The sequence below is a fragment of the Streptomyces sp. NPDC020731 genome (assembly GCF_044334705.1).
Classification (GTDB): Bacteria; Actinomycetota; Actinomycetes; order Streptomycetales; family Streptomycetaceae; genus Streptomyces.
Window position 1 is genome coordinate 93,132 of the sequence record NZ_JBIRTN010000001.1, and the last position, 21,032, is coordinate 114,163.

The window sequence follows — 21,032 nt, forward strand, 5'->3', positions numbered from 1 at the left end:
CTTGTGCGGCCCTTGGCTCCCCCGCGGCGAAGCCCAGCCTAGGCGGAGTCACCGTGGACCGGCAGTGACGGACGACGGGACGACCGAGGAGGTGCGGGGGTTCTGCTCAGGGTGCTTCTGATCGTGATGCTGGTGGGCTGTGCGCTCACCGCGTGGTTCCTGTTGCGTGGCTACAGCCGGAAGGACGACTGAGCGGCGGGGAAGGTTCCTTCCGCCCGCCACCGCGCCCGCAACGGCGGAGTCGGCGTGATCGGCGCGAAGGTGCCCGCTTACGATGAGCCGACGTCTTTAACCCGCCCACACGCGATAGGTCCTGCCGAAGATGAGCATCCCCGTCACAGCTGCCCAGTTCGCCACCCTTGCCGCCGAGGGCGGAGAGCACAGCGGCAACCACGAGAGCCTCAACCCCTACTTCACCGGTGGCGGCGCCCTGTTCGTCCTGCTGCTCCTGCTGTGGATCACCACCCGCTTCAACCGCGACCGCTGAGCCGTCCGCCGGCCGCCCTGGCGGACGGGGTTCTCCGGCCGGGCCGGTAGGGTCTGCACGCATGGGAGAGCAGGACATGCCTACCGGCCCCGGCAGCGGCCCGGCGTGGCAGGGCAGGCGCCGTCTCGGCGTGATGGGCGGCACCTTCGACCCGATCCACCACGGGCACCTGGTGGCGGCCAGTGAGGTCGCCGCGCAGTTCCGCCTCGACGAGGTGGTGTTCGTCCCCACCGGCCAGCCGTGGCAGAAGAGCCACCGCGCGGTCTCCGCCGCCGAGGACCGCTATCTGATGACGGTCATCGCGACCGCCGAGAACCCGCAGTTCTCGGTGAGCCGCATCGACATCGACCGCGGCGGCCCCACCTACACCGTGGACACCCTGCGCGACCTGAGCGCGCTCAACCCGGACACGGACCTGTTCTTCATCACCGGCGCCGACGCCCTCGCCCAGATCCTCACCTGGCGCGACAGCGAGGAACTGTTCTCCCTGTCACACTTCATCGGCGTGACCCGGCCCGGCCACCATCTGACCGACGCGGGCCTCCCCGAGGGCGGTGTCTCGCTCGTCGAGGTTCCCGCCCTCGCCATCTCCTCGACGGACTGCCGTGCGAGAGTCGCCAAGGGGGAACCCGTCTGGTACCTGGTGCCGGACGGAGTCGTGCGCTACATCGACAAGCGCGACCTGTACCGCGGCGAGTGAGCCGAGAGGGGCACCGGTGAACGACCGATACGACGCGGGGTACGGGGCCGACGGGGGCACCCCGTACGAGCTCGTCGGCTACGACGAGTACGGCCGGCCCGTCTACCGCCAGGCCACGGACCAACAGGCCCAGCAGTACGACGCCTACCAGCAGCAGGGCTACGGCTACGACCCGTACAACACGGGCGGACATCAGCAGCCCTCGTACGACCCCTACGGGACCGGGACCGGGGCCCCGCAGCAGCCGCAGGCGCCGTCCTACGACTCCTACGGCACCCAGCAGGGCGGCCAGGGCGGCCAGAGCACCCCGTACGACCCCTACGGGCAGACCGCGCACACCGGGCAGCAGCCCCGCGTCACCGAGCAGACCGCGCACATCCCGCAGCAGCCCGGCCCGGCCGAGGACGAGCAGGACCCCGCCGGGCCCGCACCGGACTACCGCACCGAGCAGTTCGCCTTCGTCGAGGAGCCCGACGGCGACTCCGAGGACGTCATCGACTGGATGAAGTTCACCGAGAACCGCACCGAGCGCCGGGAGGAGGCCAAGCGCCGCGCCCGCAGCCGGATCGTCGCCCTGGTCGTGGTGTTCGCCCTGGTCGCGGCCGGCGGTGTCGGCTACCTCTGGTACGCGGGGAAACTGCCGGGCCTGTCCGGCTCCGGCTCCGGCACGGGCACCACGACGGCCGCGGGCGCGCAGAAGCGGGACGTGATCGTCGTGCACCTGCACGACACCGCCAACGGCGGAACCGCCACCGCCCTGCTCGTCGACAACACCACCACCGAGCAGGGCACCACCGTCCTGCTGCCCAACTCCCTCGCCCTGACCGCCGACGACGGCACCACCACCACGCTCGCCAAGTCGGTCGAGGACGACGGCTCCGAGGGCACCAGGACCGCCCTCGACACCGTCCTCGGCACCGACATCGAGGGCACCTGGCGGCTGGACACCCCGTTCCTGCTCACCCTCGTCGACCTCGTCGGCAACATCGAGATCGACACCGACACCGACGTGCCCGACCCGGACGCCGAGAAGAAGGGCGAGGCGCCCCTGGTCAGGAAGGGGAAGAGCCAGACCCTCAGCGGCAAGACGGCCGTCGCCTACGCCACCCACCGCGGCTCCGGCGAGACCCAGAACGCCCAGCTGGAGCGGTTCGGGCAGGTCCTGCACGGCGTCCTGCGCAAGATGACCTCCGACCCGGACGCCGCCACGACCACCATCCAGACCCTCGGGCAGATCATCGAGCCGCCGCTCACCGACAAGGACCTGGGCTCCTTCCTCGCCCGGCTCTCCGAGCTCGCCAAGGGCGGCGACCACAAGACCGCCGTGCTGCCCGTGCGGGACGACGGCACGCTCACCGCGGAGGCGAGCGACAGCGTGGTCAAGGACGTCCTCGGCGGCACCGCGAAGAGCCCCGACCCGGACGCCGCAGTCAGCGTCTCCGTACGCAACGCCACCGGGGTGGAGAACCGCACCGAGAAGGCCCGCGTGGTGCTCCTCAACGGCGGCTTCACCTTCCGGGAGGCCGGCACCGCCGCCGCCTCGGAGGCGACCTCGGAGGTCGTCTACGCGGACGCCGCCGACAAGGAGAACGCCACCGAGGTCGCCAAGACCCTGGGGCTGCCCGCCGACTCCGTCGCCAAGGGCGAGGTCTCCGCGAACGCCCGCGTCTCGGTCGTCCTCGGACAGGACTACGACCCCGGCTCGTAGCGCGCTCCGGGCGCACACTCCGTAATGCGGAGGGTGCGCCCGGCGGTCCGTGAGACCCTTGGGAGCAAGTGTCCGCCGATCGAAAGCTTTGTAGTGACCGCAACCGACCGTTCCCTCGAGCTCGTCACCACCGCCGCCCAGGCGGCCGCCGACAAGCTCGCGCACGACATCGTCGCCTACGACGTCAGTGACGTGCTGTCCATCACCGACGCCTTCCTGTTGGCCTCGGCGCCCAACGACCGCCAGGTCAAGTCGATCGTCGACGAGATCGAGGAGCGGCTCAGCAAGGAGCTCGGCGCCAAGCCGGTCCGCCGCGAGGGCGACCGCGAAGCCCGCTGGGTGCTGCTCGACTACGTCGACATCGTCGTCCACGTCCAGCACAGCGAGGAGCGCGTCTTCTACGCCCTGGAGCGGCTGTGGAAGGACTGCCCCGAGCTGGGGCTGCCCGAGGACGCCAAGGCCACCCGCGGCAAGGCCGCCGAGCACGCGAAGCTGCAGGAGGCCGAGGAGGCGGCGGAGCCTGGTGGTGACTGGCGGTGAGCGCCACCGGTGAGGTGAGCGGGTCCGCGCGCCGGGGCCGCCGCGTCATCCTGTGGCGGCACGGCCAGACGTCCTGGAACGTGGAGCGCCGCTTCCAGGGCTCCACGGACGTGGACCTCACCGAGACCGGCGTCGCCCAGGCCCGCCGGTCCGCCCGCCTGCTCGCGGGGCTGAAGCCCGACGCGATCGTCGCCTCCGACCTGAAGCGGGCCGCGGCCACCGCCGCCGAGCTGGCCGCGCTCACCGGCCTGGACGTCACCCACGACGAGGCCCTGCGGGAGACGTACGCGGGCGTCTGGCAGGGCCTGACGCACGACGAGATCATCGCCAGGTACGGCGACGAGTACACCGCGTGGAAGCGCGGCGAGCCGGTCCGCCGGGGCGGTGGCGAACTGGAGACCGAGGTCGCCGACCGCGCCGCCCCCGTGGTGCTGAGGCACATCGAGAAGCTCCCGGAGGACGGCACGCTCGTCGTGGTCAGCCACGGCGGCACCATCCGCACCACCATCGGCCGGCTGCTCGGACTCGACCCGCACCACTGGGAGGGCCTGGGCGGTCTCACCAACTGCTGCTGGTCCGTCCTCGGTGAGGGCGCCCGGGGCTGGCGGCTGCTCGAGCACAACGCCGGCACCCTGCCGGAACCGGTGCTCGGCGACGACGACTGAGCGCGCTTCGATCCGGCCCCGGGGCGCCCGGGGACCCGGATTTCGCTTTCCGGCAGGTCGCAGGCTAAAGTTCTTCTTGTTCGCCCCGCCGAGCGGGACGGAACACCAGGTGGTCACCTCGCGTGACAACCAGGGGCTATAGCTCAGTTGGTAGAGCGCCTGCATGGCATGCAGGAGGTCAGGAGTTCAATTCTCCTTAGCTCCACATGACGAAGATCCCGTCTCCCCCAGGGAGGCGGGATTTTTCGTTGCCCGCCGGTGAGCAGCACGGTTCCGGAGCGCGTATACCTCTGTGAGGTGTCGAGCCGTGTCCCGACCGGTACCACGGCGTCGCTGACCGTGTCGGCCCGGCCGTGGCAGAATCAAACGGCCGGAAGGGGGCGCGGCCCGACGGGAGGGAGTGGTGATGCCTGGCAGCATCCTCGAGGAGGTCGACCACCTTCTCGGAGCGGTGTCGACGCGACGGACCTCGACCCGCCTCAGCTGCCCCTCCTGCGGCTCCGGGCACGTCGCCCAGGTACTCGGCGACAACGGCGGGATCTCCTACGTGTGCACGGCCTGCGGCCACAGCTGGAGCTGATCGATGGGTGCACACAGGCGGAAGTGCGACTGGTGCGGCAGTGGGACGCCGATCGTCCGGGACATGGAGCCGATCAATCCCGACTACCAGTACTGGTGCGAGGAATGCGCGCGGGCGCTGATCATAAAAGGCGACCCCATCGAGACGTACCGCGAACTCGAGGGGGAGCCGATCTACGGCCGGCTGCTGGAGGAGCACTGCACACTCAAGCGCTTCTATTCGTTCGTGACCGCGTAACCCTCGGCAGGGGCAATTCTGGACATAGGCGAGCCAAGTGAAACCGATTTGGTGTTGGCCCGGGTCGACCGTGTAAAGTTGGCGTCGCCGCCGGGGAAACCGGGCGACGCGGGCAACATGCGGCTCCGCCGCGTGAAGTCGAGGGGCTATAGCTCAGTTGGTAGAGCGCCTGCATGGCATGCAGGAGGTCAGGAGTTCAATTCTCCTTAGCTCCACAGAAGTAGAGGGCGGATCATCCGAATGGATGGTCCGCCCTCGCTGGTTGTGTCCGGTCGTAGCCGGTGGTGTCCGATGGCGCCGGCGGTGTCCGCCCTCGCCGGTCGCGAGGGCGGACCCGTGTCAGCGGCCCAGGGCGCGCCGGCCGCGCCCCTGCGAGAGCACCGGCAGATTCCGGGACGGCGCCTTGGCCTGGGGCGCCTCGTCCTCGACGCGCAGGGCCAGCGCCGGGCAGCGGCGCACCGCCCGCAGCGCCTTCGCCTCCGCGAAACGCGGCACCTGGGCCTGAGCCACCGTCGGGAAGCCGTCCGCGCCGAGCTGGAAGACCTCCGGGAGGATGTCCGCGCACAGGCCGTGGCCCCGGCACAGTGTCCAGTCGACGTAGATCTTCTGGCGGCTGGGCCCGTTCTCCTCGCCTCCCCCGCCCGGGACGCCCGTGGGGGCCCTGCCCCCCTCGAAGAGCGGCAGGACGCCCGCCACGGGCCGTCCGCAGCCGTTGCCGAGGACATGCGCGGCGAGGTCGTCGGGGAACGCCTTGACGGTCGATTCCAGGAACATCGCGGAGCCGTCCGGGTGCGAACACGCCCCGCGCCGCTTCACGTTCTTGGCGACCTGCTTGACCGCCTCCAGGGCGGCGGGACCGCCGCCGTTGAGGATGTCCTCGAGGCCGCGCGCCGCGGCCGGCAGCCCCAGATAGCAGGGGCCGCACTGGCCCGCGCTCTCCTCGGCCAGCCACTGCGCCACCCGCAGCGACTCGCCCAGCGGACAGGTGTCCTGACTGATCGGCAGGATCGCGCCCGCGCCCAGCGAACCGCCCACCGCGTCCAGGGAGTTGCGGGAGACGATCGCCTCGTTGACGGTCGCCGCGTCGATCCACTTGCCGTGGTAGCCGCCCGTCAGCACTCCCTGCGGCACCGGCGGGGCACCGGCGAGCTGCAGGACGTAACGCAGTGGCACACCTGTCGGCACCTCGATCACCATGGGGCGGGCCACCGCCCCGGACACCGTGAGCATCACGGTGCCCGGCTCGTCGTACAGGCCGGTGTTGCAGTACCGCTCCGGGCCGATGCGGGCGGCGATGGCGAGCTGGGCGAAGGTCTCGGCGTTGGACAGCAGCGTGGGCGCGCCGCCGACGCCGTTCTTCGAGGCGCTGGTCTTGCGGCCCGGCGGGACGGCCGGACCGCCGTCGATGGAGCGGATCAGGGAGGCCGCCGCGCCCGTGACCATGCGGACCGGGTTGCGCTGCACGCGGGCGCGCAGCGCGGAGCGGCGTCCGTTGTTCAGGCCGCGTTCGGCGAGCGCGGCCTCCATGGAGCGCTGGGTGGACTCCCGGGTGACCCCCACCACGAGCGTGCGGGCACCCATGGCCTCGGCGCACAGCAGTGCGCCGTCCAGGATGAGATGCGGGGCACGGTTGATCAGCACCGTGTCCTTGCGGCAGGCCGGCTCGTCCTCGCTGCCGTTGACGACGACGACCGGCCGGACGCCGCGCTTGATCGCCGTTTCGGCGACCGAGCGCAGCTTCCTGTGGAAGGGGAACCCCGCGCCGCCGCGGCCCCTGAGGTTGATGCGTTCGGCGAGCTGCGCGAGCTGCTCACCGCCCAAGGGCTCGAGCGGCCCGTGCACCTTGAGGTGCATGGGCAGATCGAGCCGGTCGACAAGGTCGAAACCCGACGTGAGCTGGGGAAGACCGACCACGCGGACTTCGGGTACGTCGGGCAGGGCCTCGTTCACTTATAGCCTCCGGACGGCGTGTTCCAAGGTTCGCCCGAACCCGGTGCGTCGAAGTCGTAGGACGACGAGGGCGACGCACCGGGGAGTGGTTCATTGGCGGGACCGCTGTTGTACGTGTCACTCGGGTTGTACGTGGCGTAGAGGCCGTTCGTCTCACCGGTGTCGTACACATCACTTGAACCGAAGCCGGAGGCGGCCGAATTGTCATAGGCCGGGATGTTGTATCCGGTGTCCTGGAGCGGGTCGTACGCCGACGGCGGGGCCTCGCCGACCGGCGGCGGGGACGGGATCGGCCAGTTGCCCGAGGTGCTGGAGGGGCCGTCCACGCGCGGGACGGCCTCCGTGGGCTGCATGTCCAGCGGCAGCTCCATGCGGGCGGTCGCGTCGGTGAGGGGCGTCTGCCCGGGGGCCGGCCCGCCGGGCGTCGACACCGCGCGGTAGGCGGCCGCGAAGCCGTTCGCCGGTTCCGGGGCGCGCTCGGCGGTCTCGTACAGCGGGCGCTCGCCCCGCCGGTCGCCGTCCCCGCGCGGGCGCCGGTCGCCCCGCGCGGAGCCGCGCCCGCCGCCGTATCCCGGCAGGGGGGCCTCGGCGGCCCGGGACCTGCTCTCCTCCAACTGCTCCTCTCGGCCCCGCTGCTGGTCGGCGGTGCCGAGCAGCGCGGTGATCCGGTCGGCGATTCTGCGCTTCACGCGGGGCGGGGAGGCGCGCACGGCGAGGGCCGCCATGACGCCGACCATGGACAGCCCGTAGAGGATCAGGAAGATCGGCTTCGCGGCTCGACCCGCGTAGAGGCCGTGCACCAGCGCGGCGCACCAGGCCGGGTAGGCCAGCATGTGCATCGCCCGCCAGCGGGCCGCGACCGGTGCCGGGGAGGCGAAGCGGTTGCGCAGCACACCGGTGATGCCCACGAAGATCATCAGCATGCCGGCGAGGGTGCCGAGCCCGATGAGGAAGGCCCTGCCGGTGACGGCCTCGTCGTCGGTGAGGGCCAGCCCGAAGGGGATCACCACGGCGATCCACGTGGTGTGCTCCTGGGCCACCTTGATGCCGATGTGCACCAGCAGGAAGAGGACCGAGGCGACCGCGGTCGTCCGGTGCACCGCCTGCGCCAGGATCCGCTGACGGGGGCCGAGCAGGATCCGGTCCTGGGCGACGAGTCCCCAGATCACCGAGCAGCTCAGGCAGACCAGGGACAGGACGCCCACACCGAAGCTGAGGAACTCGGCGAGCCAGTCGTCCGCCGTGCTGTCGTCCGGCCTCACGACCTACCTCCCGGCGTCGCGACGCGGAGCGGGCACACCGGAGCCGCAGCCGACCGGCCCCGAGCGAGGGGTGGGCTGCTGTCTGGACGAGGGTTCATGGGGGCAACTCCGAAGGTTCGGTAAAGCGGTCCCGCTGCCGAACTCTAAGGCTCGTCATACCGATGAGTACGAGGTTTGAGTTATTGCGTTGTTATCAAAAGACAATGAGGCCGTTGTGATGTCCCTTAGCGGTTGTTACGCGAAGTAATTTTTGACCTTGAGTCAACGTGTCGTGGAAGCGCGTCGCGACCGGATCGGTGGCTGCGGTACCCTGGCGCCATGCGTGCCGTACGCCTTCTGCTTAGCGAGCCGCGCTGATCAGTCCCGACCGCCGGTGACCGGTGGGTCGGAATCGGCGCGGCGTCCCCTCCTGTGCGAGGGGATTTTTCATTTCCGGGAAGCCGCAGCAGCAGGCAGAGACGATCGATGGAGCATTGAGGATCATGAGCGAGACGAACCCCGCTGCCACCGCAGCCGCGGAGGCCGCGCCGCACCGCTACACGGCCGCCCTGGCGGCCGAGATCGAGGCACGCTGGCAGGACTTCTGGGACGTCGAGGGCACGTATGCCGCGCCGAACCCGAGCGGCGACCTGTCGGGTGATCCGGAGACGGCCGCCAGGCCCAAGAAGTTCATCATGGACATGTTCCCGTACCCCTCGGGTGCGGGACTGCACGTGGGACACCCGCTGGGCTACATCGCCACCGACGTCTCCGCCCGCTTCCAGCGCATGACCGGGCACAACGTCCTGCACACCCTGGGCTTCGACGCCTTCGGCCTGCCCGCCGAGCAGTACGCCGTGCAGACCGGCACGCACCCGCGCGTGTCCACCGAGGCCAACATGGAGAACATGAAGGCCCAGCTGCGCCGGCTGGGCCTGGGCCACGACAAGCGCCGCTCGTTCGCCACGATCGACCCGGACTACTACAAGTGGACCCAGTGGATCTTCCTGCAGATCTTCAACTCCTGGTACGACGACGAGGCGAAGCGGGCCCGCCCGATCGCCGAGCTGGTCGAGCGGTTCGAGTCCGGTGAGCGCGGCGTCCCCGGCGGCCGCTCCTGGAGCGAGCTGACCGAGGCCGAGCGCGCCGACGTCCTGGGCGAGTACCGCCTGGCCTACGCCTCCGACGCGCCGGTCAACTGGTGCCCCGGCCTGGGCACCGTCCTGGCCAACGAGGAGGTCACCGCCGAGGGCCGCTCCGAGCGCGGCAACTTCCCCGTCTTCAAGGCCAAGCTGCGCCAGTGGAACATGCGCATCACCGCCTACGCGGACCGGCTGCTCGACGACCTGGACGCGCTGGACTGGCCCGAGGCCATCAAACTGCAGCAGCGCAACTGGATCGGCCGCTCCGAGGGCGCCCGCGTCGACTTCCCGATCGACGGCGAGAACATCACCGTCTTCACCACCCGCCCCGACACCCTGTTCGGCGCGACCTACATGGTGCTGGCGCCCGAGCACCCGCTGGTCGAGAAGTTCACGCCCCAGGAGTGGCCCGAGGGCACCCACGAGGTGTGGACCGGCGGGCACGCCACGCCCGCTGAGGCCGTCGCCGCCTACCGCGCGCAAGCCGCCTCGAAGTCCGACGTCGAGCGGCAGGCCGAGGCCAAGGACAAGACCGGCGTCTTCATCGGCGCGTACGCCACCAACCCGGTCGACGGCGAGCGGGTCCCCGTCTTCATCGCCGACTACGTCCTGATGGGCTACGGCACCGGCGCGATCATGGCCGTGCCGGCGGGCGACCAGCGCGACTTCGAGTTCGCGCGCGCCTTCGAGCTGCCGATCCGCTGCATCGTCGAGCCGACCGACGGCCGCGGCACGGACACCTCCACCTGGGAGAACGCCTTCGCGTCGTACGACGCGAAGATCATCAACTCGTCGAACGACGAGATCTCCCTGGACGGCCTGGGCGTCGTCGAGGCCAAGGCGCGCATCACCGAGTGGCTGGAGCGCGAGGGCCGCGGCGCGGGCACCGTCAACTTCCGCCTGCGCGACTGGCTGTTCAGCCGGCAGCGCTACTGGGGCGAGCCCTTCCCGATCGTCTACGACGAGGACGGCATCGCCCACGCCCTGCCCGAGTCGATGCTGCCGCTGGAACTGCCCGAGGTCGAGGACTACTCGCCGCGCACCTTCGACCCGGACGACGCCGACACCCGGCCCGAGACGCCGCTGTCCCGCAACGAGGACTGGGTCCACGTCACCCTGGACCTGGGCGACGGCCGCGGTCCGCGCAGGTACCGCCGCGAGACCAACACCATGCCCAACTGGGCCGGTTCCTGCTGGTACGAGCTGCGTTACCTGGACCCGCACAACAGCGAGAAGCTGGTCGACCCGGCCATCGAGCAGTACTGGATGGGTCCGCGCGAGGGCATGCCGCACGGTGGTGTCGACCTGTACGTCGGCGGTGCCGAACACGCCGTACTGCACCTGCTGTACGCCCGTTTCTGGTCCAAGGTGCTGTACGACCTGGGACACGTGTCGTCGGCGGAGCCGTTCCACAAGCTGTTCAACCAGGGCATGATCCAGGCCTACGTCTACCGCGACAGCCGGGGCATCGCCGTACCGGCCGCCGAGGTGGAGGAGCGCGACGGCGGCTACTGGTACCAGGGCGAGAAGGTCTCCCGGCTGCTGGGCAAGATGGGCAAGTCCCTGAAGAACGCGGTCACTCCGGACGAGATCTGCGCCGAGTACGGGGCCGACACGCTGCGCCTGTACGAGATGGCCATGGGCCCGCTGGACGTCTCCCGGCCGTGGGACACCCGCGCGGTGGTCGGTCAGTTCCGGCTGCTGCAGCGGCTGTGGCGCAACATCGTCGACGAGGCGAGCGGCGAGGTGACCGTCGTCGACACCGAGGCCGCCGACGTGGACGAGGACACCCTGCGCGCCCTGCACAAGGCGATCGACGGCGTGCGCGGCGACCTGGAGGGCATGCGCTTCAACACCGCCATCGCCAAGGTCACCGAGCTGAACAACCACCTGACCAAGCGGGGAGACGCGCTGCCGCGCTCCGTCGCGGAGTCCCTGGTGCTGCTGATCGCTCCGCTGGCCCCGCACATCGCCGAGGAGCTGTGGCGCAGGCTGGGGCACGCGGATTCGGTGGTGCACCAGGACTTCCCGGTGGCCGACCCGGCGTACGTGGTGGACGAGACCGTCACCTGCGTCGTGCAGATCAAGGGCAAGGTCAAGGCGCGGCTGGAGGTGTCCCCGGGCATCGCCGAGGACGAGCTGGAGAAGGTCGCGCTGGCCGACGAGCGGGTCGTCGCGGCGCTGGACGGGGCCGGGATCCGCAAGGTGATCGTCCGGGCGCCGAAGCTGGTGAACATCGTCCCGGCGTGAGGTGGGCGTTTCGGGGTCCGTCCGGTGTGATCCGCCGGACGGGCTTCAGGGCACCCGGTGGCCCGGGTGATCCGGGTGGTCCGGGTGGTCCCCTACGGGCAGGTTCGGGGTTTCTCAGGAACTCCGGACCTGCCCGCTGCGTTTACCGTTGAAGAGCGGCGCGAAGTGCGCCGGGACAGGCCAGAGGGGCCCGGAGGAGGAGCTTCGTGGAAGCGGTGTTCGCAGTGGTCGCCCTGCTCTTCGTGCTCTTCGTCGTGCTCGGCGCCTACGCCACGGTGAAGGTCGTCGGCGCCGCCAAGCGCAGTGCGGACCGCCACATCACCCAGGCCCGCCGCACGGTCGAGGAGCACACCCTGCGGGCCAAGGCCTTCGCGCAGCCCGGCCCGGCCGGCGAGATCGCCCAGCTCAGGCTCAAGCTGCGCACCTCCATGCGGGCCACCCAGGACGCCCTGGAGGCCGCCGTCGCCGAGGACGAGTCCCTGAAGGAGTCCCTCGGCCTCTTTCAGCGGCTCAGCGCGCACGGCCACGAACTGGACGGCGAACTCAGGCGCCTGGAGTCCGAACCGGACCGCACCACCCTCGCCGACCGGCTGCCCGAGCTGCGCGAGCGCACCGAGCGCATCACAAGCGCCGCGGACTCCCTGCGCTGGGCGGCCCGCGACCGCGCCCGCCGGTTCGCCTCCGACGACCTGGACTCGCTGAGCGAGCAGATCGACATGGAGGCCGGGGCCCTGCGCCACTGGACCGCCGCGGAACCGAGTCCGGCACCCCCGCCCTGGCCCGAAGCGCCCGCCGCCGACGCCCCGACGGCCGGGCAGGCCCGGCCGGAGAACCCGGAGCCCGCCTCGGCGAAGGAACCGCGGCAGCGGCCCGCCCGGCCCGCCATCACCCCGCCGGCACCGCGCCCCGCCTACCCCTGGCAGAAGAAGCCCCGCCCCGAGAGCACCACTTGAGCACCACCTGATCCGGCCACCGTCGAACCCGGCCCGCGAGGCCGGGCTGCCGCACGGGCACTACGGCAGGTAACCTCCAGCTCATGTCCCGCCATGTCGCGATCGTCACCGATTCAACGGCCTACCTGCCGGCCCGGACGATGGAGCGGCACCGCATCACGGCGGTACCCCTGACCGTGGTCCTCGGCGACCGCGCGCTCGAAGAGGGCACCGAGATCTCCACCCGCTCCCTCGCCCAGGCTTTGCAGAAGCGGCGCCCGGTCACGACCTCGCGGCCGGGCCCCGAGGTGTTCGCCGAGACCTATCACAGGGTCGCCGAGTCCGGAGCGACCGGCATCGTCTCCCTGCATCTGTCCGCCGAGCTCTCCGGCACCCATGACGCGGCGGTCGTCGCGGCCCGGCGGGCTCCGGTGCCGGTACGGGTGGTGGACACCCGCATGATCGCGATGGCGCTCGGGTTCTGCGCGCTGGCGGCGGCGGAGACCGCGGAGGCGGGCGGCACGGTGGACGAGGCGGTCACGGCCGCCGAGAAGCGGGCGGCGGACACGTCCGCCTACTTCTACGTCGACACGCTCGACTATCTGCGCCGGGGCGGCCGGATCGGCGCCGCGCAGGCCCTGCTGGGCTCGGCCCTCGCGGTCAAGCCGCTGCTGCAGTTGGCGGACGGCCGCATCGAACCGCTGGAGAAGGTGCGTACGGCGTCGAAGGCGATCGCCCGCCTGGAGGAGATCGCGGCCGAGCGGGCGGGCGGGGCGGAGGTCGACGTCGCCGTCCACCACCTCGCCGCGCAGGAACGTGCGTCGGCCCTCGCGGACCGGCTGCGGACCCGGCTGCCGGGACTGGCCGACCTGCATGTCAGCGAGGTGGGTGCGGTGATCGGGGCGCATACGGGACCCGGACTGCTGGGGGTCGTGGTCTCGGCCCGGTGAGGTTCGGTGTACTCGTGCGGGTGACGGAGTTGTCCACAACCGGGCGGTAGTCCCCCGAATTCGAGCAAGATCATCGCGAATGGGGTGATGTGCCGGATCCTCCTCGCATGGCACTTCGATCACGCTCACGCACAGCGACGGCGACCAGTGGCCCGGGCCGTCCACCCGCCTCCGACGGCCGTGCCCGCCACCGTCGGCCGGCCGGGCCCCGAGGCCGGGCCCCGCACCGGGACCGCCGGGCGGCGGCGGAGGAGCTCCGCCGCCGGGCGGAGGCGCTGTTCGACGGCGACGACCACAGCGCGCACGGCAGGCGACCCCCGGCCTGGGCCCTGACCGGCACCCGCCGCATCGCACGGGCCGGCGCTTCGGCGGCCGGGAACCGGTTGGCGGCTGTGGACCACGTGGGGAGCGCGGACCGTGGGGCGGCCGCGGATCGCGTGCCGGCCCGGGGGCGCTCGGTGGCCGTGGAACGTCGGGGCGCCGGGGAGCACGCGGCGGCGGGGAACCGGCCGGCGGCTGTGGACCACGTGGGAAGCGCGGACCGGGCGGCGGACGTGGGCCGGTCGGTGGACGTGGGCCGGTCGGTGGACGTGGGCCGGTCGGTGGGGCCGGGCCGGTCGGTGGGGCCGGGGCGGGCGGCGGCTGTGGACCGGCAGGCCGCGCAGGGACGGGCGGCGACTGTGGGCTCTCTCGCGGCGGGACCCGGTGGTGGTGCGGTCGTGGTGGACGACGGGGGCGATGTCGCGGGCCCGGAGGAGGCCGGCGACGGGTTCGAACGGGGTCGGCGGCGGGAGCGGGCCGGGCTCGCGCTGCGGGAGCGTCTGCCGTTGTGGGTGCGGGCGCGGTGCGGGATGGAGCGGCGGAGCGTGATCGCGCTGTCGGTGCTGCTCGTGGTCGTCGTGGGATTCGCCGTACAGCACTTCTGGGCCGGACGGACCCAGCCGGTACGGGCGCCGGAGGTGGTGCGGGCGGCGGCGGTTCCTCACGGGGAGCACGTCGGGGGCGAGGCGAAGGGGGAGAGCGCGCCGGACGGCGCGGTGAAGCCCGGCGCTCCGGCGGGGCCCGAGATCGTGGTCGACGTCAGCGGCAAGGTGCGCGACCCGGGGATCCATCACCTGCCCGCCGGTTCACGCGTCGAGGACGCGCTGCGGGCAGCCGGCGGAGTACGGCCCGGCACCAGGACCGACACCCTGAACCGCGCCCGTTTCCTCGTCGACGGCGAACAGGTGGTCGTAGGGGGCCCGGCACCGGCCGGAACAGCCCCCGCCGGCGGTCCCGGTACGGCGGGACCGCCGGCGGGAGCCCGGCCCACCGCACCGGTGTCCCTCAACACCGCCACCCCGGACCAGCTCGACACCCTGCCCGGAGTCGGCCCCGTGCTCGCCCAGCACATCGTCGACTACCGCACCCGGAACGGCGGTTTCCGCTCGGTGGACGAACTCCGTGAGGTGAACGGCATCGGCGACCGCCGTTTCGCGGATCTGCGGAACCTCGTACGGCCATGAGGACGGAGGCGACGGACCCGGAGGCGCCATCGCCCACGGAGCCCACCGCCCGGCAGCACGTCCACGCCGCCTCCGGGAAGCGGCTCGGAGCCGCACACCCCCGGCAGGAGGGACCGACGGACCTGCGGCTGCTCCCGCCCGCCCTGGCCGCCTGGGCCACGGCCGCCGTGATGCTGCACGCCCCGCCCGCCCTGGCGGCGGGCGCGGTGATCGCCTCCCTGCTGACGGCCGGCGCTCTCCTCGCGGCGTACAGCCGCCTGACCGGCCGGGGACAGGCCACCGCCCACGCCACCGCCGCCGTCCTGCTCTGTGCCGCGGCGGCCGCCGCATCGGCGGGACTGCACGGCGCGGACCTGCGACGTGGCCCCGTGCCCGCACTGGCGCGGGAGTACGCCCCGGTGACCGCCGAGGTCGAGATCACCTCCGACCCCCGGCTCACCCGGCCCAGGGTCAGCGGCAACCACATGGCCCCGACATCCGTACTGATCGAGGCCGACGTGCGACGGGTGGAGCGGGCCGGCGGCGCGGCGGAGACGACCCGCACGCCCGTACTGCTGATCGTCGACCCACGCTCGTCCGGACGGACCGCGCCGAACGGCAGAGGGGACTCCCCTTGGCTCGCCCTGCTGCCTTCCACCCGCCTCCGCGTCGAGGCGCGGCTCGCCCCCGCGATGGCGGGCGGCGACCGGTTCGCCGCCGTGCTGCGGGTGAAGGGCCGAGGCGGCCCGGAGACCGTGGGCCGGCCGTCGGGTCCCCAACGGCTGGCGGGACGGCTGCGGGCCGGACTGCGGGAGGCGACCGACGGACTGCCGACGGACGCGCGGGCGCTGCTGCCCGGCCTGGTCGTGGGCGACACCGCCAGGATCACCCCCGAACTGGACGAGGCGTTCAGGGAGACCGACCTCACCCACACGCTCGCCGTCTCCGGCGCCAACTTCACCATCCTCCTCGCCCTGCTCCTCGGCCCGCCCGGCCTGGCGCAGCAGGCCGAGCGACGCGGACTCGCACCCCGCCTCGGCATCTCCCTGCGGGCCACCGCACTGCTGGGCGCGGCGCTCTCCCTCGCCTTCGTCGTCGTGTGCCGGCCCGATCCCAGCGTGCTGCGGGCCGCCGCCTGCGGATCCGTCGCCCTGCTCGCGCTCGCCACCGGCCGCCGCAGATCCCTGATCCCGGCGCTGGCGACAGCCGTCCTGCTCCTGGTGCTGTACGACCCGTGGCTGGCCCGCAGTTACGGTTTCCTGCTCTCCGTGCTGGCCACCGGCGCGCTGCTCACCCTCGCGCCGCGCTGGAGCGTGGGACTGCGGCGGCGCGGGGTGCCGCCCCGCCTCGCGGAGGCGCTGGCCGCCGCCGGTGCCGCGCAGGCCGTGTGCGCGCCGGTGGTCGCCGTGCTGGCGGCGCGGGTGAGCCTGGTGGCGATCCCGTGCAACCTGCTCGCGGAGTTCGCGCTCGCGCCGGCCACGGTGCTGGGCTTCCTGACCCTGGCGACGGCGCCGGTGGCGATGCCGGCGGCGAAGGCACTGGCCTGGTGCGCGAGCTGGCCGGCCCAGTGGCTCGCGCAGGTCGCCAGGACCGGGGCGGCGCTCCCCGGCGCGGGAGTGGACTGGCCCGGCAGCTGGGCCGGCGCGGCGGCGCTCGGCGCCCTCACCACGGTCGCGCTGCTCGTGGGACGGCGGCTGCTGAGACACCCCTGGTGGTGCGCCGCCTGCGCGCTGCCGCTGGTGCTGCTGGTGGTGCAGCCACCGCCGCTGACCCGGGCGATCACGGGCTGGCCGCCGCCGGGCTGGCGCATGGTGATGTGCGACGTCGGCCAGGGCGACGCGCTGGTGCTGGCGGCGGGCGAGGGCGCCGGCGTGGTCGTGGACGCCGGACCCGACCCGGCCCTCGTCGACCGCTGCCTGCGCTCCCTCGGCATCACCAGCGTCCCGCTCGTCGTCCTGACCCACTTCCACGCCGACCATGTGGCGGGCCTGCCCGGCGTACTGCGCGGACGTGCGGTGGGCGCCATCGAGACGACGTCCTTCGAAGAACCCGCCGACCAGGCCGCGTTCGTACGGAGGACCGCCGCCGCCCGGCACATCCCCGTGACGCACGCCGCCGCAGGTGAGGCACGGCGCACGGGGGAGCTGTCCTGGGAGGTGGTGTGGCCACCCCCGAGCGCCCCACCGCCCACGGGCCCACAGCTCACGGGCCCGCAGCTCACGGGCCCGGTGCCGGAAGGCCCGAACGACGCCAGCGTGGCCATGCTGGTCCGCACGGCCGGCCTGCGCCTGCTGCTCCTCGGGGACCTGGAACCCCCGTCCCAGCGGGCCCTGGCGAGATCACCGGCGGTCCACCGCCTGACCGACGTGGACGTCCTCAAAGTCGCCCATCACGGCTCGGCGTATCAAGACCCGGACCTCATACGCCGGGCGGCCCCACGGCTGGCACTGATCAGCACGGGGGAGGACAACACCTACGGGCACCCCGCCCCGAACACGCTCGCCGCCCTGCGGGCCGGGGGAGCGACGGTACTGCGGACGGACCGGGACGGGGCACTGGCGGTGACCGTCGGCGAGAACGGGGGTGAGGAACTGCGGGTGGCGCGCCACTGATGTCTTCCGCCCTGGTTTCCCCGACTGTTCCGTCTGCATACGTCTACAGGCCCCCGCCTCCTTCGGGAACACTGTTGGCGAATCGGAGGCTGAACGTGACGTCGGCCTGCGCAACCCGTTGTGATCGTGGAGACCGGCGTTGTGTTTGGGGAGGGTGTCGGTCTCGTGTGTCCAACATCCGGGGTCAAGGCCCGGCCGACCAGCACAGGACCGGTTCGGGTACGTCCGCGCCACTGACGGAACCGCCTACGCCTGGTATCTCCCCGACGGGACACGCTGGAACCTCGGCGCCTGACCCACCGACCGGCCCCGGCCGGGCTCCGCATCGCGGGCATCTTCCTCTGGTCCGCCCGGTGACCCGATGGCCACTGGGCAGACCTTCCGACCGGTGCCGTGTCCGACGACGCGACCGCCGGGCGGGTGCGGAGCCGTGTCAGCGGACGACGTCGAACACGTTCTTCTGCAGGCCGTTGGCGTATGCCTCGTACTCAACCAGCTTCAGCTTCTGGGTGTCCTTGTCCGTGTCACTGAACAGGCGCTTGCCCGCGCCGAGCAGGAGCGGGAAGACGAGCAGGTGGTAGCGGTCGATCAGGTCGGCGTCCGAGAGGCTCCGGTTCAGGGCGGCGCTGCCGTGGACGATGATCGGACCGCCCTCGGTCTCCTTCAGGGCGGCGACCTCGTCGAGCGAGCGCAGGATCGTCGTCTCACCCCAACCTGCCACCAGTTCGTCCTCGGTGAGGGTGGCGGAGACGACGTACTTCGGCATCGCTTTGTAGTCGGCGAAGTCCGCCATGTCCGGCCACACCGGGCTGAACGCCTCGTAGCTGGTCCGGCCCATCAGCATCGCCGTGGCTTCCTTCTGCTCACGGCCCTTGATGTCGAACGCCTCGGGGAGGAACTCGATGTCCTTGAAGGTCCAGCCGGAGTTCCGGTAGCCGGGCTCGCCACCCGGGGCCTCCACGACGCCGTCGAGCGAGATGAAGGCAGTGCTGATCAGGGTACGCATCTGAGGTTCCTCGGTATCTCGTGTCTGCTTCTCAGCGGGCCGGATCGGTGGACGCTCCGGCCACACCTGCGGCTTCGGCGCATCAACCAGGACCTACGACTGCTGATCATGAAGGAACTCATCGGCCCGCGCCCGATCTTTCCCGGCGGTCTCGACGACCGACCCCGCTCGTCTGCTCCCCTCGTGGCAACCGGCCGCGGTGTCGAGTCGTCGCAGGAAGTCGGCCAGGGCCGCGTCGAACGCGTCGGGGCGCTCCAGGTTGGGCAGGTGGGCCGCCCCGTCGACGACGGCGAGGGTGGAGTCGGGGAGGAGGGCGTGCAACGACTCGGCGTCGCCGACGGGCGTGTACTCGTCCTCGGCGCCGACGACGACCAGCGCGGGCACCGCGACCCGGCTCAGCAGCGGGCGGTAGTCGGGCCGCTCGGCGCGGCCGCGCAGGGCCGCCGCGGCGCCCCGCGGGTCGGTGCGGGTCATCATGCGGTGGACGTGCGCCGCGACGGCCGGGGGCGCATGGGGCGCGACCATCTTGTACAGCACCTCGTCGGCGTAGCCCCGCATGCCCTCACGCAGCAGCCGGTCCGCCATGTCGTTGCGGGCCCTGCGCCCTTCCGGGGTCTCGGGTGCGGCGAAGGTGTCCGCGAGCAGCAGACCGCGGATGCGCTCCGGGAACCGGGCGTAGCACTCCATGACGATCTGCCCGCCCATCGACAGCCCGCCGAGGACGCACCGGTCCACGTCCAGGGAGTCGAGCAGTTCCTCGATGTCGTCCGCGAACACGGACAGCGCCGTGACGCCCGGGGTGACGGGCGACGCGCCGTAGCCACGCAGGTCGGGCGCGATCACCCGGCGCCCGGGTGAGAAGGCGGCGATCTGCGGGGCCCACATGGTGTGGTCGAAGGGATGGCCATGGACGAGGACGAGGGGCAGCGCGGAGGCAGCGGCGTTCCCCTCGTCCCGGTGTGCGGGACGGGATGCCATGCGCCCGACCCTAGAAGCACGCCGCTACTCGGTGCAATCAAAACATTGCCCTCGGTGCAATGCGGTGCCGTGGCCGGCCTCAGGACGGGAGGCCCGCGGTCCCCCGCGGCGCGCCCCGCGCGAGGGAGGCGAGCGTCCGCAGGGCCTGCTCGAGCGCATCGAGCGGCGCCGACGCCAGCCCGAGCCTGACGCAGTCTGCGGCGCCGGACGCGGGGGCGTCCGGCGAAGGACGGGCCGGTGCCGGCCCGGTCGCCGGCACCGCGAAGGACGGGCCGGGCGTCACCGCGATGCCGCGGGCGGCCGCGGCCGCGGTGAAGGTGTCCGCCCGCCACGGCGCGGGCAGGCGCCACCACGCGTAGTACGTCCGCGGGTCGGCCTGGACGGCGAAACCCCGCAGGTGCTCGGTGACCAGCCGCTGGCGTCGCGAGGCGTCGGCGCGCTTGGCCGTCGTCAACCGGTCGACGGTTCCGTCCGCCGTCCACCGCAGTGCCGCTTCGAGCGCGAAACGCCCTGCCGTCCAGCCGCCGGAGCGCAGTGCCTCGCCCGCCTGCCCGGTCCGTCCCTCGGGTACGACGAGGAAGCCGACGGTGAGGCCCGGCGCGACCCGTTTGGACAGCCCGTCGACCACGTACGTGAGTTCGGGGGCGAAGGCCGCGAAGGGTTCGGTGCCGTCCGAGAGGAAGGACCAGATGCGGTCCTCGACGACCGGCAGATCCCATCGGCGCAGGTCCGCTGCGAGCTGGCGACGACGGGTCTCCGGCATGGTCACCGACGTCGGATTGTGCAGGGTCGGCTGCAGGTACAGGGCGGAGAGCGGCGCCGTGCGCCGGGCCGCGGCGACGGAGTCGGGACGGATGCCGTCGGCGTCACCGGCGAGCGGAACCAGGGTGACGCCGAGCCGGGCCGCGATCTCCTTGACCAGGGGGTAGGTCAGGGCGTCGATCCCCACCCGGCCGCCCGGCCCGACCAGCGCGGCCAACGCGCCGGCGATCGCCTGACGGGCGTTGCCGCTGAAGAGGACCTGACCGGCGGAGGGCCGCCACCCGGCCGTCGCCAGCAGCCCGCAGGCCGCCTCGCGAGCGGCCGGCGTGCCCGCGGCCGGAGCGGTACGGGTCGCCTCGGACAGCACGTCCGGGCGCAGCAGCGGTGCCAGGGCGGGTGCGAGGAGGGCGGCCTGGTCCGGCGCCGTCGGGTAGTTGAGCTCCAGATTGACCGGTGCGGTGGTGGCGGGCTCGGCGAGTGCCCGGCCGGACGGCACGGGCGCGGCACGCACGAACGTGCCGCGGCCGACCTCGCCCACCACCAGTCCGCGCCGGACGAGTTCGGCGTAGACGCGGCCGGCCGTCGACGCGGCGATCCCGCGGCGACGTGCGAAGGACCGCTGCGGGGGCAGCCGCTGCCCGGGCTCGAGCCGGCCGCTCAGGATGTCGGCGGCGATCCGGTCGGCGATCCGCTGGTAGTCGTGCACGCGCTGGTTCCTCCGCCACTCGGGAGCGGAGAGCGTACCCGTCGCCGCCGGGGGCGCGACGGTGCCGCGGACCGGCCGGACGGGGTGCCGGTGGCGACCGGT

The 21,032-nt window shown here is 72.5% G+C and carries 17 protein-coding genes and 2 tRNA genes; 14 read left to right on the forward strand and 5 right to left on the reverse strand.

The features are described from left to right. Window positions 1–322: 322 nt before the first annotated feature. From ACH4VX_RS00415 to ACH4VX_RS00455, 9 genes are all read left to right on the forward strand, one after another. Window positions 323–487: a hypothetical protein gene (locus ACH4VX_RS00415; RefSeq protein WP_398364611.1), complete on the forward strand. Its 165-nt coding sequence runs from the start codon at window positions 323–325 to the stop codon at window positions 485–487. A gap of 61 nt (window positions 488–548) precedes the next feature. Further along, window positions 549–1,187: a nicotinate-nucleotide adenylyltransferase gene (gene nadD, locus ACH4VX_RS00420; protein WP_398364613.1), complete on the forward strand. Its 639-nt coding sequence runs from the start codon at window positions 549–551 to the stop codon at window positions 1,185–1,187. A gap of 16 nt (window positions 1,188–1,203) precedes the next feature. Then, window positions 1,204–2,895 (forward strand): LCP family protein, encoded by a 1,692-nt coding sequence (locus ACH4VX_RS00425; protein ID WP_398364615.1) that lies wholly within the window; start codon window positions 1,204–1,206, stop codon window positions 2,893–2,895. 93 nt (window positions 2,896–2,988) lie between these two features. Next, complete coding sequence (gene rsfS / locus ACH4VX_RS00430; protein ID WP_398364616.1) at window positions 2,989–3,435, forward strand: ribosome silencing factor; 447 nt, start codon at window positions 2,989–2,991, stop codon at window positions 3,433–3,435. Beyond that, entirely contained in the window at window positions 3,426–4,100 is a 675-nt protein-coding gene (locus tag ACH4VX_RS00435; RefSeq protein ID WP_398365380.1) for a histidine phosphatase family protein, read from the forward strand. The genes rsfS and ACH4VX_RS00435 overlap by 10 nt, the downstream gene beginning before the upstream one ends. Window positions 4,101–4,232: 132 nt before the next feature. Continuing rightward, window positions 4,233–4,305 (forward strand) — tRNA-Ala (locus ACH4VX_RS00440). A 201-nt stretch (window positions 4,306–4,506) separates the two neighbouring features. Continuing rightward, window positions 4,507–4,680, forward strand: coding sequence for a hypothetical protein (locus tag ACH4VX_RS00445; protein WP_398364617.1), 174 nt, complete (start codon window positions 4,507–4,509; stop codon window positions 4,678–4,680). Between the two features lie 3 nt (window positions 4,681–4,683). Beyond that, entirely contained in the window at window positions 4,684–4,917 is a 234-nt protein-coding gene (locus tag ACH4VX_RS00450) for a hypothetical protein (protein WP_006136074.1), read from the forward strand. A 142-nt stretch (window positions 4,918–5,059) separates the two neighbouring features. Next, a tRNA-Ala gene (locus tag ACH4VX_RS00455) sits at window positions 5,060–5,132 on the forward strand. 124 nt (window positions 5,133–5,256) lie between these two features. Here ACH4VX_RS00455 and ACH4VX_RS00460 read toward each other — a convergent pair. Further along, on the reverse strand, window positions 5,257–6,867 hold the full coding sequence (locus ACH4VX_RS00460) for an NADH-ubiquinone oxidoreductase-F iron-sulfur binding region domain-containing protein (protein WP_398364619.1): 1,611 nt from the start codon (window positions 6,865–6,867) through the stop codon (window positions 5,257–5,259). Continuing rightward, a complete protein-coding gene (locus ACH4VX_RS00465; protein WP_398364621.1) occupies window positions 6,864–8,129 on the reverse strand; it encodes a cytochrome b/b6 domain-containing protein in 1,266 nt (421 codons plus the stop codon). Before ACH4VX_RS00465 ends, ACH4VX_RS00460 begins: the two co-directional genes overlap by 4 nt. 482 nt (window positions 8,130–8,611) lie before the next feature. Between ACH4VX_RS00465 and leuS the strand changes: the two genes are divergently transcribed. From leuS to ACH4VX_RS00490, 5 genes are all read left to right on the forward strand, one after another. Then, entirely contained in the window at window positions 8,612–11,500 is a 2,889-nt protein-coding gene (leuS, locus tag ACH4VX_RS00470; protein WP_398364622.1) for a leucine--tRNA ligase, read from the forward strand. Window positions 11,501–11,706: 206 nt separating this feature from the next. After that, window positions 11,707–12,453: a hypothetical protein gene (locus ACH4VX_RS00475; protein WP_398364624.1), complete on the forward strand. Its 747-nt coding sequence runs from the start codon at window positions 11,707–11,709 to the stop codon at window positions 12,451–12,453. A gap of 83 nt (window positions 12,454–12,536) precedes the next feature. Further along, window positions 12,537–13,382, forward strand: coding sequence for a DegV family protein (locus ACH4VX_RS00480; protein WP_398364626.1), 846 nt, complete (start codon window positions 12,537–12,539; stop codon window positions 13,380–13,382). 680 nt (window positions 13,383–14,062) lie between these two features. Continuing rightward, entirely contained in the window at window positions 14,063–14,887 is an 825-nt protein-coding gene (locus tag ACH4VX_RS00485) for a helix-hairpin-helix domain-containing protein (RefSeq protein ID WP_398365381.1), read from the forward strand. Beyond that, a complete protein-coding gene (locus ACH4VX_RS00490) occupies window positions 14,884–17,478 on the forward strand; it encodes a ComEC/Rec2 family competence protein (protein ID WP_398364628.1) in 2,595 nt (864 codons plus the stop codon). Before ACH4VX_RS00485 ends, ACH4VX_RS00490 begins: the two co-directional genes overlap by 4 nt. Window positions 17,479–17,911: 433 nt before the next feature. Here ACH4VX_RS00490 and ACH4VX_RS00495 read toward each other — a convergent pair whose 3' ends face one another. From ACH4VX_RS00495 to ACH4VX_RS00505, 3 genes are all read right to left on the reverse strand, one after another. Next, window positions 17,912–18,484 carry a dihydrofolate reductase family protein gene (locus ACH4VX_RS00495; RefSeq protein WP_398364629.1) on the reverse strand — a complete coding sequence of 191 codons (573 nt, stop codon included), beginning with the start codon at window positions 18,482–18,484 and terminating at the stop codon, window positions 17,912–17,914. Between the two features lie 93 nt (window positions 18,485–18,577). Next, window positions 18,578–19,462, reverse strand: coding sequence for an alpha/beta fold hydrolase (locus ACH4VX_RS00500; protein WP_398364631.1), 885 nt, complete (start codon window positions 19,460–19,462; stop codon window positions 18,578–18,580). Between the two features lie 79 nt (window positions 19,463–19,541). After that, a complete protein-coding gene (locus tag ACH4VX_RS00505) occupies window positions 19,542–20,930 on the reverse strand; it encodes a PLP-dependent aminotransferase family protein (RefSeq protein WP_398364633.1) in 1,389 nt (462 codons plus the stop codon). Window positions 20,931–21,032: the final 102 nt, after the last annotated feature.

Bases quoted from the DNA above. Each gene is read 5' to 3' on its own strand.
- ACH4VX_RS00450 (WP_006136074.1), top strand. From the start codon at position 4,684: ATGGGTGCACACAGGCGGAAGTGCGACTGGTGCGGCAGTGGGACGCCG.
- ACH4VX_RS00490 (WP_398364628.1), top strand. From the start codon at position 14,884: ATGAGGACGGAGGCGACGGACCCGGAGGCGCCATCGCCCACGGAGCCC.
- ACH4VX_RS00445 (WP_398364617.1), top strand. From the start codon at position 4,507: ATGCCTGGCAGCATCCTCGAGGAGGTCGACCACCTTCTCGGAGCGGTG.
- ACH4VX_RS00495 (WP_398364629.1), bottom strand. From the start codon at position 18,484: ATGCGTACCCTGATCAGCACTGCCTTCATCTCGCTCGACGGCGTCGTG.
- ACH4VX_RS00415 (WP_398364611.1), top strand. From the start codon at position 323: ATGAGCATCCCCGTCACAGCTGCCCAGTTCGCCACCCTTGCCGCCGAG.
- nadD (WP_398364613.1), top strand. From the start codon at position 549: ATGGGAGAGCAGGACATGCCTACCGGCCCCGGCAGCGGCCCGGCGTGG.
- ACH4VX_RS00480 (WP_398364626.1), top strand. From the start codon at position 12,537: ATGTCCCGCCATGTCGCGATCGTCACCGATTCAACGGCCTACCTGCCG.
- ACH4VX_RS00500 (WP_398364631.1), bottom strand. From the start codon at position 19,462: ATGGCATCCCGTCCCGCACACCGGGACGAGGGGAACGCCGCTGCCTCC.
- leuS (WP_398364622.1), top strand. From the start codon at position 8,612: ATGAGCGAGACGAACCCCGCTGCCACCGCAGCCGCGGAGGCCGCGCCG.